11 protein-coding genes are annotated in these 11,779 nt (G+C 35.6%); 5 read left to right on the forward strand and 6 right to left on the reverse strand.

Translation table 11 applies throughout. The annotated features are described in order from the left end of the window. Positions 1 to 156 precede the first annotated feature (156 nt). A complete protein-coding gene (locus LOK41_RS25950) occupies positions 157 to 564 on the reverse strand; it encodes a hypothetical protein (protein WP_241818888.1) in 408 nt (135 codons plus the stop codon). A gap of 197 nt (positions 565 to 761) precedes the next feature. After that, positions 762 to 1,256 carry a DUF6022 family protein gene (locus LOK41_RS25955; RefSeq protein ID WP_241818889.1) on the reverse strand — a complete coding sequence of 165 codons (495 nt, stop codon included), beginning with the start codon at positions 1,254 to 1,256 and terminating at the stop codon, positions 762 to 764. 148 nt (positions 1,257 to 1,404) lie between these two features. Between LOK41_RS25955 and LOK41_RS25960 the strand changes: the two genes are divergently transcribed. The 3 genes from LOK41_RS25960 to LOK41_RS25965 all read left to right on the forward strand — a co-directional run bounded on the left by LOK41_RS25960 (position 1,405) and on the right by LOK41_RS25965 (position 2,980). After that, entirely contained in the window at positions 1,405 to 2,106 is a 702-nt protein-coding gene (locus LOK41_RS25960; RefSeq protein ID WP_241818890.1) for a MerR family DNA-binding transcriptional regulator, read from the forward strand. 208 nt (positions 2,107 to 2,314) lie between these two features. Further along, a complete protein-coding gene (locus tag LOK41_RS29045; RefSeq protein ID WP_277818766.1) occupies positions 2,315 to 2,443 on the forward strand; it encodes a hypothetical protein in 129 nt (42 codons plus the stop codon). Between the two features lie 177 nt (positions 2,444 to 2,620). Continuing rightward, the gene (locus tag LOK41_RS25965) at positions 2,621 to 2,980 is read left to right on the forward strand and encodes a winged helix-turn-helix transcriptional regulator (protein ID WP_241818891.1); all 360 of its coding nucleotides are present in this window, start codon (positions 2,621 to 2,623) and stop codon (positions 2,978 to 2,980) included. An 81-nt stretch (positions 2,981 to 3,061) separates the two neighbouring features. On the opposite strand, the gene LOK41_RS25970 is transcribed toward LOK41_RS25965, so the two are convergent. Together LOK41_RS25970 and LOK41_RS25975 are read right to left on the reverse strand one after the other, a co-directional pair. Further along, a complete protein-coding gene (locus LOK41_RS25970) occupies positions 3,062 to 3,622 on the reverse strand; it encodes an NAD(P)H-dependent oxidoreductase (RefSeq protein WP_241818892.1) in 561 nt (186 codons plus the stop codon). Positions 3,623 to 3,910: 288 nt separating this feature from the next. Continuing rightward, a complete protein-coding gene (locus LOK41_RS25975; protein ID WP_241818893.1) occupies positions 3,911 to 4,909 on the reverse strand; it encodes a helix-turn-helix domain-containing protein in 999 nt (332 codons plus the stop codon). A 403-nt stretch (positions 4,910 to 5,312) separates the two neighbouring features. On the opposite strand from LOK41_RS25975, the gene LOK41_RS25980 reads away from it, so the two are divergent. Continuing rightward, positions 5,313 to 6,491: a tyrosine-type recombinase/integrase gene (locus LOK41_RS25980; protein WP_241818894.1), complete on the forward strand. Its 1,179-nt coding sequence runs from the start codon at positions 5,313 to 5,315 to the stop codon at positions 6,489 to 6,491. A gap of 133 nt (positions 6,492 to 6,624) precedes the next feature. Here the strand turns inward: LOK41_RS25980 and LOK41_RS25985 are convergent, their stop codons facing one another. Then, on the reverse strand, positions 6,625 to 7,257 hold the full coding sequence (locus LOK41_RS25985) for a type 1 glutamine amidotransferase family protein (protein WP_241818895.1): 633 nt from the start codon (positions 7,255 to 7,257) through the stop codon (positions 6,625 to 6,627). Positions 7,258 to 7,465: 208 nt separating this feature from the next. Then, positions 7,466 to 9,268 carry a helix-turn-helix transcriptional regulator gene (locus LOK41_RS25990; RefSeq protein WP_241818896.1) on the reverse strand — a complete coding sequence of 601 codons (1,803 nt, stop codon included), beginning with the start codon at positions 9,266 to 9,268 and terminating at the stop codon, positions 7,466 to 7,468. Positions 9,269 to 9,558: 290 nt separating this feature from the next. On the opposite strand from LOK41_RS25990, the gene LOK41_RS25995 reads away from it, so the two are divergent. Continuing rightward, entirely contained in the window at positions 9,559 to 11,721 is a 2,163-nt protein-coding gene (locus LOK41_RS25995) for a serine hydrolase domain-containing protein (RefSeq protein WP_241818897.1), read from the forward strand. Positions 11,722 to 11,779: the final 58 nt, after the last annotated feature.

Consider the following 11,779-nt stretch of genomic DNA (forward strand, 5'->3'; position numbering starts at 1 on the left):
GCGGTACCCCTAATAGATCAGCGCTAGTATTTCATGTATTATGTCGAAACCCTATAGAAAAATGAATAGTCAACTAAAGATAGGCACTCGAAAGAGTGTCTTTTCTTTATAAAAAATCCCCACACAACGTGCAGGGACCAAGTGTAAAACAATACCTTAGATAAACACCATCAAAATAATACATTTATTATCCAATAGCAAAAGACCATCTATTTCCGTAGATGGTCTCTGCCTCTTCAGCTTTATACTAGCACTTACAATCCGTCGCTTTACTTGTGTACGACCATTTTCCCAATCACGCAAATATACAGTAGGACTATCTTTATATTTGAATAGAAAAGTTCCTTCGCGAAGAGATGGTCCTTTAGGATAATTTTGTAGGCCCACAGGAATTAAACCTTTCCAATCTCTAAAAATGCCATGATAAACAGCCGTACTAACAATTAAACGAATTCTTCCATGATCTACGAGATAAACTTCTTGTGGATTCTCAAATTCAGTAGACTGTTGTCCAGTTGAATATTGAAAAGGTACATAATTATAATAACTATCATAATAATACATTAACATTACCCCCTTTAAGTCAATACAAAATATGCCATGTAACCATCAACGGACTTAAAGGACAAAATAAAAAGGGCTGCCTAAAAATAAGCACCCTTTTTATTTATTAAAAAATTCCCACACAATGTGCAAGGACTAAAGAAGGCTGTTCAGTTGGATGAGTCAAGCTTTTTTTAGACAGCCTCTTGCTACATTAATCAAGAAGTTTCGTTTAGGCTTAGAATTTTTTTGGTAATTTCATTTCTTTCAGTACTTTTAAAAGTCATTAGTTTTGGAGCTGAAGGGAGGTTGAAATTTACATGAGAATGAGATAATTCAAAAAGAAAAGTACCAATTAATTGTTTATTTTGGTTTTCAATGACAATCCAAAAGACACGCTTTTCATGATCAGGCGTTCCCCATTTTGCTTTTTCAATAGAATTTCTAAAATTTAAGCAACCAGCAATAATAAAATCATCTTCTTTTGTTTTTTCAGCAGATTTAAAACCTGCTTTCTCAAGCTCTTTCCATGCTGGAGGAAGTAGTTTATCTAAGTACATACCATATGTGGCATCTTCGTACTCAGGAAACAATTTTTGGAATTTCTCAATGGTATCTGCAAGAACTTCTTCCCAATGGTCCTTTAAATAACCAGATCCTTTTTGTCCTAACTCTTCAATTGACATTTCGGGTTGAATGTTTAATTTTGACACTTAGATCCCTCCGCCATTTTTTATTACTTAATCCTTAATCTTATAACATTAAAGCAAATTATAAGGTTTTCGATTGCATATACTTATTTTAGAGGATATTAAATGATAAACTTTATAATGAGTTTAATGTTGGTGGGGATGAAAAAGAATGAAGAATAATATAAGACCTATTGATATTGCAAAAAGGTTAAATGTGAGTACTAGCACTTTAAGAAGTTACGAAACAAGGGGGATTATTCCAGCCACAGAAAGGTTGGATACAGGATATCGAATCTATACGGAGGAACATTTAGCATATTTTGAATGTATAGTAGCCATGTCACCGGGGTTTGGAATGGAGATAACAACAGCTGTACTAAAAAAACTGCAACAAAAAAATCTGAATTCTGCACTCTGGATAATCAACGAGATACAAGCAGCCAACTATCAAGAAAACGAGTTAGCTACTAGAATAATAAAAGACCTAAACGATATCATTGATTCCCAATCGATAGCAAATAACTTAATGACAATTGGAGAGGTAGCAAACAAAGCAAAAATCTCTACTTCTACTATACGATATTGGGAAAAGGAGGAGTATGTTAGTTCAAAGAGAGGTGAAAATAATTATCGCTACTTTAATTCATATCAGTTTATTAAAATTTTATTAATGAAGCTTACGCAAAACGCTGTGTATTCAAACGAAATTGTTCAATTAAAAAAATCTATTAGAAATTTGGAGGAATACAATATTGAAGGGGCAAAAAGCATTGTCGAGGAGTGCCAACAGCATTTAAATAAACGTAATCAAGAACAGTTACATGGGTTATATTTTTTGCATCGATTATGTGAGAAGTTAGGATTAAAATAACTAAGAATTAATATGGGATTTTTTACACGTCCGCCGAAAAAGGGGAATAAGGATTACTGCACATACCCATCGATTTAAGAATTTTATAAAGCCTCAAAACAAAAAAATTGGTTCTGGTGCAAAAACTCTAAAGCTCTTGCAAGTAATTGAAGTTAGATTTATACATAAATTGTTTGGAATTGCATCATAAACTGTCATTGAACAGTCCATGCAGGTTCTATGTCTCTATCAAATGGTTTTTGCAACAGAACCAATAAAAAAAGATTTTGATGTTGTTATTGAGAAGTTGTTTAAAAAACATCAATCATGTTATTTAACAATCGGGCCATTTAATTGAATAAAGAAGAAGCTTTTTAAAAGTTGATTTAAGGGGTGTTTAGTTGAAATTTATACGAATTAAAGATATAGCAAAATTTTTTAGCGATATTATTTTACATCCTTTGCAATAAGAGTGCATAATAATCTATTGTAAAGGATGCCTATTTCATTACTTACCTAAGGGAGAGTGTAACTTGTGCGCAAAACCTGTGTTCCGAGTGGAGTTGAACTAAAAGACACTGGCTTTGGATATACGTTGTCCTTAATAGCCGGTAAATATAAAATGATCATTATATATTGGCTGTCTGAAAATAAGGTTATGCGGCATAATGAGCTGAAGCGAAGTATCGGTACCATTTCATTTAAAACGCTAAGCATCATGTTAAAAGAGCTGGAGGCAGAGGACCTTATCATACGCAAGGAATTTCCCCAAATACCTCCAAAAGTTGAATATTCATTATCTGACCGTGGTCTTTCTCTCGTTCCTTTGTTAAATATGATGTGTGAGTGGGGAGAGAAGAATCGTTTTCCATCTCTGAAGGATGTACACAAGTAGGTATAGCTATTTTGTTTAAATCAAAAAGAAGTATCTCCCCAACAAAAAACTTCTTTTTTGTAGCTTTAATAAAGCTTCCTATTACAGGTTGTCAACAAAATTCAAATATTCCTGAGCACTTTTTTCCAATTCGCTTGTACCCGGCTCACTTTCTTCTTCTTCGTTTCCACCCGGCTCATTTTCTTTGCCGTAAAACGTAAAGAACGAACGATAATCTGCATTGCAATACAGGAATGTCGTTTCAAATGGAACTAATATTTGTTCAAGTGTATACTGATATCTTCCGCTTTCACTATAATCTTCTTTTTTGATTCCTGCAGATACACCTAAAGCAACTCTACGATTCTTTAATTTATCACCTCCATTTGAACCATAAGCCCATCCATAAGTTAAAACATCGTCAAACCATTTTTTAAGGAGAGGTGGACAATTAAACCAATATATAGGGAACTGCAAAACAAGATTACCATGTGATTCAACCAATTTTTGTTCTTTTTCCACGTTTATGTTTCCATCAGGGTAAACCTTAGACAATTCGTGAACAGTATACTTTTCCGGATATTTTTTCAGTTCTTCTACCCATCGCTTATTAATGACGGATGTTTCTATACTGGGATGTGTTACGATAACAAGAGTCTTCAAAGATTTTTCCTCCTTAAGTATTTTTTATATCTTTATAATAAAGAACATACTGCAAATATGTAAGTATGCACTTTTAGTACAGGTACTTACATAAAGGTGAGTGTTAAATCAGTCATAAAAATATTTTTTCTATAAGGGAGAACCAGCGAACCTATTACACGTAAAGTAGAATAGCTGCATTCTCGGGGTCACCGTAAGTTGTACGAAAAGATCGTTTATTTATAAATCAATGTAATGGAATACTATATAATTTTATTTTTTTATATTCTAAAGGTTTTGCTTTTTATCTTATTCTTCTAACGCTGTAATATAAGTTTTTACTGCATGAAGTAAGAACTCTTCCTGACCCAAGCCAGATTCTGAAGCCATTTGAATTACTTTTTGTTTGAATTTATGATCCGCATGAAAAGTTAACGGCTCTACATTGCTTTTAAAGTATATACCGTCAACATGTGGCAGTATTGAGCCTGTCTTCATATGAGAATGTAAGTATTTAATTTCCTCTTGAAATTGTAATGGCTCTACCTTTAAGACAAAAGGTTTAATTTCAACTTGAATTGTGTCCTGTATAACGTTTAGACGCATATTTGCTACACCAAGGTGTTTATAAAATAAGTTTATTAGATTATAAGTAATTGAATTAAATAGCTGAGGCTTTTTAAAAGTAAAAGATAGATATCCTCGTTTTGTAATCACTGCATGTTTGTCAAAATGTTCAACTTTGTAGTCATGATCTTTGTATTCGGATAAAGAAAAGATTTCTTCATTTTGCGTGATAACTTTTCCATTAGTCCCATTTATCTCTATCACACGAGCTTTTTCCCCTGTATCTTGATGCGTAAGTAATTGATATAAATAAAATTCAGTATCCTGAATCTTGGTGATAAAAGTTTTACGCTCTTTCGTAGTTGTTTTTTCATAATCGAGCTGAAAAATCTCTAAATCTTCTTCATCAATTATATATACTTGCTTTCCTCGCTTTTCTACCATTTTTGCTGGTAGCTTTCCTGATTTAATATAAGTAAATATGGTAGAAGGTGCTACATTTAAAAGTTCTGCTGCTTCTTTTGTACTTAATCCTTTGATTTCTTCTTTATTCATTAATCGTTCGATATCTTCTAAATAAAAGATTTTGCTACCGAATTGTTTCCAATTATCCTTATATACACATTCAATTAAACCATCTTTTTCTTTCTTTAAGATAGTCTGTACGGTAACTCCCATTAAATCTGCTGCTTCTTTTGTAGTTACTGTTGGCTTTGTAATAAACAATAAATCCTGTGTCATGAAAGTAATGCCTCCTTACTTAATTTCCATAATTCTTAAATTATAGATATATTATAACAGAGTCCGCTATATATATGAAAATAGTTCTTAATATATTAAAAGCATTGATTCATTTATGAAAATTAATGTAATTTTAAATGAATTTCTATATTTAAAGTAAAATAAATCTATTTTTAAATATAAAAATAAATTCTAAATTAATGAATTGATTCTAAAACAATACATAATTAATAATAATTTATAAAAAAATAAATGTATATTTAAATAGAGAAGAATGTAGTATTCTTACAGAAAGAACATGAAATTTACTTTGTACAATAGATGTAAGTACAATCAAATTCATAGTATACTTAATAAATAGATATAGACTTACAATTTACACAAGAAGAGGTGAAATAGTTTTATGGATTCTAGAAATAGAAAACAATTATTACCTGTTGTAAACAATAAAAAAGAATTTGTAGATACATATATAGAGCATATTAAAGATGTTAGCCCTTTTCTGAATAATAACCGTCATATGAATGATGTGGAACGAAAAATGGAGGCCGCAGAAAAAGATGGAAAGGGAAAATATGATTTTTTAAGTGATCTAGAAGTCATTTACCATTTTGTACATTTACAAAAAGACATGGATGAGAAGAAGAACCGAAAAAAAGATACGCAGAAGAGCTATGTATCTGAAATCCTATCATTTTGCCAATGCATGGTAGAGCATGCAGAAGAATTTGAAATTAACGGGGAAGAGGTACAAAAAAACGCTTCTTTATTAAAAACATTGAGACCTTGGCACATTCGAAAATATAATATCTGGTTAAAAGAAGTACAGAATGGTCGTAATGGTGGTACTTATGCGATTGCAACATTAGCAAAGAAAACGGTATTAATTCGTTCATTTTTAAAACATCTTCATGGGTTTGGTTATATTGAAAAACCACTACATGATGAACTGCAGCGTGCAAATGTAAACGAACAAGATCGACCAAATCGTGATTTATCCTATGAGGAAGTCATGAAGATATTAGGGTTTTATAAAGAGAAAGGGCATTTAGTAAACTATACAATCTTACTGGCGTTAGCTAGTACAGGTGCAAGGATTCAGGAATTGTGTAAAACAAGAATAAAAGATTTACACTATGACGGGAAGTATTGGTTAAAAGTGATTGGAAAAGGGGATAAGGTACGTGAACTTTTTGTTTCGGAACATTTGTATCAGTGTATTTGTGAAATGAGAAGAAGAAGAGGATTTAAAACAGAATTAGACCAAGGGGATGAAAGCCCATTATTTGTAAACCAAAGAGGTGATTTTTATAACTCAAAAACGTTATCTAACCAGGTAACAGATATGATAAAAAAAACAAATTTGGATTTCTTAAAATATCGTGAAAATCCAGTCACAGCACATACATTTCGACATGCCTTTGCAATTATGGCAGTAGAACAGGGGAATGCTGATTTGTATCATTTGATGCAGACCTTAGGACATGAAAATATTCAAACCACTAAGATATATTTAGAAAAACATATGAAGCGTAAAAATAATGTTGGGGTTATCTTTGCAGATATGCTTAATGGGAATTAGTATTGTTATGATATTCAAATTAACGTTTTAATCAAGGAGTTAATATGTAAAAATTACATATTAACTCCGAATATATTGACTTTTATCTAGGAATCCCATTCAACTTAAAAACTGCTAAATTGATTTTTTTAGCTCATCTATTTATTGAATTCATTAACTGGAAAAAGTATTCAGGTTTATGAGTCTTATTTAGGTTATACCATGAAAGTAATGTATCTGATGCGAATACATCTAATTTTTTCAGTACTTCCACCGCAAATTCCAGAGGGGCTACTCCTGATGCAGTAACTAAATTCTCACCAGATACCGCAGGTCTCATCTCATAAAATTTTTCTCCTTTATAATTAGGACAGACCATTTTAATATACTCTAAGTCATTGCTTGTATGCTTTCTAGAATCTAAGTATCCCATATTCGCAAGGCCCTCAGTTGCACCACAAATTGCAGCAACAATAGTGCCAAGCTTTAAAGCTTCGCCAATTTTTTTCAAGATAGGTTGATGAATATCTTCTCCCCAAGTATTCCCTCCAGGTAAGATTAAAAGATCTCTACTCCCAAGAGTACATTCATCTAGGGAAATATCTGGTTGTATGCTCAGTCCTCCCATTGTAGTAATAATTTCCTTATTAGCTCCTACTGTAACTACCTTTAACGGAGCTAAATCTTTTTTGAAATATCTTCCCGAGTTTAATTCAGCAATTAAATATCCATATTCCCAGTCTGACATTGTATTAAATACATAAAGATAAACATTTTTTGTTTGCATCTAATAACACTCCAATCACTATTGATATAGCCTATTATAGTATAACTTCCCTTACAGATAATGTCAGGGAAGTTATCATACTTGATGAAAATTTATAAATTCAGACAGAACTTCAATAAGTCTTTTCTTCGCAAGATAGGCTCATTATTTGGCGCAGCAGACATATATGTATCGAAAGGATCTATAATTTGAGTACTATCGGAAAGTTTTACACCGTCTGTAAGATATTCTCTGTTCGCGCTATTTTGATTGCTTCCTCGCGATTATTGACGCCGAGCTTCGAGTATAGATTCGAACAGTAATTGCGTATTGTTCCCTCTGATAAAAATAGCTTAGAAGCAATTGATTTGTAGCGAAGCCCGTTCGACAAATGCTCCAGAATTTCCATCTCGCGTTTCGTAAGTCCGTACGGGTAGCTTTCCTTACTTGAGCGAATCTTTTCTAGTTGCTCACGTTGACGCTTCATCTCTTCGAAGACTCGCGTAGCGACCGATTGATCGATCCAGGTCCCTCCGTTATAAATAAGTTTCAGAGCTTCCATCATCTCTCGTGGATGAATTGACTTCAGCAAGTAGCCTTTCGCTCCATGTTCCAATGCAGTTGCTGCTTGCAAGGAATCCTCAAACGTTGTCATGAGCACAATCTTAATATCAGGCCATCGCTGTTTCATCTCAAGTAAAGCCTCAAGTCCGTCCATTCCCGGCATACGAATATCCATTAATACGATATCAGGATGGAACTGCTCACAATGTTCTAATGCTTCGCGCCCATCCTTCGCCTTACCAGCGATGGTAAAATCAGCATGCTGATCCAAAACTTTCTCTAAACTGTCGGTAATAAGTGCCTGATCATCAACGATCAACAGGCGGATCGTGTCATGTACAAGTTCTGTCTGCAACGGAATATTACATATGACAAATGTTCCTTGCTCAGCTCCAGAATGAACCGACAATGTGCCGTGATATTGTTCAAGCCGTTCCTTCATCCCATTGAACCCAAATCCGAATTGAATTTCTTTCATTCCGACGCCGTTATCTTCAATCTGTAACCGAAGCTGTTTCCTATCGAAATGCAGTTGAACGGCTATCGCGCTCGCCTTGCCGTGCCGAACCGCGTTTGTTAGAGACTCTTGAAGGCAACGATATAGGCAAAAGTTTATTTTTTGCATGACTAGAGTCTCATTGCCAATCACACGGAATGTAACCGTTATACCCGTCGACCTCATAAATTCTTCGGTTAATTGTCTCAACGATTCACTTAACGAATAATTTAATGGATTATGAGAGAGCTGATGAAGATGCTTTCGGATATCATCCAGACTGTTTTGGGCAATACCGACAAGAGAATCAATTCTCTCAAACTGCGAATCTGGCACTGACGCTCGCAATGATTCGACACCGACGATAAGAGAGGTAAGAGTATGGCCAATTGTGTCATGCAGCTCATGTGACAGCCGGTTGCGTTCTTCTATCAGCGTAAGCTCCTCAATCCGCTTAATATGTTGCTCCAGCAACAGCTTCTGCTCTTGTATAATTTGGGCTTGCTTATGGTACTGAATTAATATATTAAATGCCATCCCAATGACAAAACCAAGGCTGCAGCTAAAGATAGACTCATATGGGAGATGATTAGCGATCCAGCTGTTCAATGCTGGGAATACGATTCCACAGAGGACACCTGTCCACACATAGTTTTTTTGAATGTTTGCTAAACCAATAATCATTACGAGTAAAACGAAAGACCAAAGCAATCCCGGCGCTACGTAGGCTAAATAAAGATAATATAGGCCTGATGCCGTGACATCGACTGCAAGATACCAGTCTTCTTTCTTATATCGGACGATTAATGGAACAAAGTAAACGACGATAGCAAGAGAAATTACAATCCAAAGTGACGCATTGATTAATGATGGATGTATAAAATCAGCACTTATAATAACGAACAGCCAAAACGTTCGTACGGATACAAATATCCAATCATACCAAAACCACTTTTTCATTACTGAGAACATAGATTATGCACACCTACTTGTATTTTTTTGAGATCAACTTTCTAATGATTTAGATTTATCATGCGGTATATCTTCCAATTCGTCAATAGATAGTGGAAGGACGGTCAGAGACTGGCTGTAAAGTATGTCATATAAGACAGGTGACAGTTTATCATACGGTTTTTGTGACAGATTTACGCACGCTGTCATGAAACATTTAGTCGCTTCGTCACTATGCTATTTAACAATTTCGAAGTTAAGGTGAGGGAGTGAAGCAACAGAAAATTTCAAAATAATAGGAGAGATGTGTTATGAAATCATTCATCATTAAAAAAGGAACTGCACTTGCCTTAACAGCGACTATACTGGCTGGGACACTAGTATTACCTACTAATAGAAATGTAAACGCAGTGTATAAACAGACGCCCACCCAACAGGCTGTTGATAAGGCTGCTAATACTGAAAATATTCCAGGTGTTATTGTTGCCGTGAAAAATGGAGATGTAAACTGGTCATATGCTTCTGGTGAGGCAAACATCGAGAGAAATCATAAGGTGGATGCTGATTCTGCTTTCAGGATTGGAAGTACAACGAAGACGTTTGTTGCTACAGTTGCATTACAGCTTGCTGGAGAGAAGAAGCTAAGTCTGGATGATACGGTAGAGAAATGGATCCCGGGGTTCGTAAAGGGGAAAGGCTATGATGGAAACAAAATTACAATTCGACAATTATTAAATCATACGAGTGGAATTCCAGACTTCTTGACTCCAGAGTTTAAGAATAAATTACTTGAAAATCCAAGCGCAAATTATACACCTGAACAGTTAATTGCTCGTGCTTTGGAGCTAGATCCAGTAACGGGGTGGGCATACTCGAATACAAATACGGTTATTGTAGGACTTATTATCCAGAAGGTTACTGGAGAAACATATGCCGAACAGGTTAAGAAACGAATTATTGAGCCACTCGGACTTAAAGAAACATTCCTTCCTGGAAGCTCGATGGATATTCCGAAAAAAAATGCTCGTGGCTACTTGAATACGGGAGATAAATTAGTAGATATTACTGTGCTTAACCCGTCATTTGCTAATGCTGGAGGTGAGATGATTTCGACAGGAGAAGACTTGACGACGTTTTTTCGTGCATTATTAGGTGGAAAGCTGTTGACGCCGGAGATGCAAAAGGAAATGATGACGAGTACAGCTGATTCCCCGTTAGGAAAGTATGGGCTTGGCATACATGCAACAAGATTGCCGGACGGTACCGAAGTATGGGGGCATGGTGGTGGAATTCCCGGATTTACTAACTTTGCAGGTGGAACGGAAGATGGTCAACATGTCATCTCGATAAACATCAATGTACTAGGAGCAGAAAAACATATCAAGAATATTTTAGTCTCAGAATTTGCAGGGAAAACCCAAAAGGAAGTTATGGATAAAGAAAAGAAAAGGAACCATCGAGAAGAAGTCAAATACGTAATCGATCAGGTAGTAACCAATAAAAAAATCCCAAGTGTCATAGCAGGCGGATTAAAGGATGGTAAGCGCTGGTCTTATGCTACAGGGACAGCGAGTTACGAGGTACCGCGCGCAGTAGAACCGAACTTTTCATTTCGTATCGGAAGCATCACGAAGACGTTCACAGCTTCCGCTATACTACAGTTGGCTGAGGAAAAGCAATTAAACCTTGATGATTCGGTTGAAAAATGGTTACCGGGGGTCGTACAAGGTAATGGGTATGACGGTAACAAAATTACAATTCGTCAGTTATTGAATCATACAAGCGGGATTGCATCCTATACAGATTTGGATATGCGAGATATTACCTTACCTCAAAATCCATACCGTTACTATACCGCTGATGAACTTATCAGCTTGGGGCTTGCCAAGCCTCCTGTATTTGCACCAGGGGAGGGCTGGGACTATTCAAACACCAATACTGTGCTAGCTGGGCAAATTATTCAAAAGGTAACAGGAGATACGTATGCAGAGCAAATCAGAAAACGCTTCATCGGTCCACTTGGGTTAAAGGAGACATTCGTAATGGAAGCAAATCCTCATATACCAGGTAAGCATGCTACAGGATATAATATGGATAGATCGGGTCATTTGTATGATTTGACAGAAATAAATCAATCATGGGCAAATGCAGCGGGAAATATGGTTTCATCTGTCAAAGATTTAACTACCTTCTTCAGTGCGCTGTTGAGCGGAAAGCTTCTAAATCAAGAGATGATGGACCAGATGCTCACAACAGTAGATTCACCTATTGGTAAAGTCGGACTAGGAATTTATGAAGAAAAGACACCGGATGGGCAATCATATTGGGGGCACGCCGGTGGTACTTTCGGGTTTGAATCGAGAGTTGGTGGCTCTCTAGGAGGGGAGCATATTTTAGTAACTTCCATCAACGCAGTAGGTCCGGAAGTCATAGCGAGTCGGGATAAAATATTTAATAAAGAGTTTGGCCGTTAAGTTTAAAGCCGACATCGCGTCCTTTATTCGAGGGTGAAGTGACCCCAAAAAGTTAGAC

The organism is Bacillus sp. TL12 (assembly GCF_022625245.1).
Classification (GTDB): domain Bacteria; phylum Bacillota; class Bacilli; order Bacillales; family Bacillaceae_G; genus Bacillus_A.

Bases quoted from the DNA above. Each gene is read 5' to 3' on its own strand.
- LOK41_RS25960 (WP_241818890.1), top strand. From the start codon at position 1,405: ATGAAGAATAATATAAGACCTATTGATATTGCAAAAAGGTTAAATGTG.
- LOK41_RS25950 (WP_241818888.1), bottom strand. From the start codon at position 564: ATGTATTATTATGATAGTTATTATAATTATGTACCTTTTCAATATTCA.
- LOK41_RS25975 (WP_241818893.1), bottom strand. From the start codon at position 4,909: ATGACACAGGATTTATTGTTTATTACAAAGCCAACAGTAACTACAAAA.
- LOK41_RS25995 (WP_241818897.1), top strand. From the start codon at position 9,559: ATGAAATCATTCATCATTAAAAAAGGAACTGCACTTGCCTTAACAGCG.
- LOK41_RS29045 (WP_277818766.1), top strand. From the start codon at position 2,315: ATGCAGGTTCTATGTCTCTATCAAATGGTTTTTGCAACAGAACCAATA.
- LOK41_RS25985 (WP_241818895.1), bottom strand. From the start codon at position 7,257: ATGCAAACAAAAAATGTTTATCTTTATGTATTTAATACAATGTCAGAC.
- LOK41_RS25980 (WP_241818894.1), top strand. From the start codon at position 5,313: ATGGATTCTAGAAATAGAAAACAATTATTACCTGTTGTAAACAATAAA.
- LOK41_RS25990 (WP_241818896.1), bottom strand. From the start codon at position 9,268: ATGTTCTCAGTAATGAAAAAGTGGTTTTGGTATGATTGGATATTTGTA.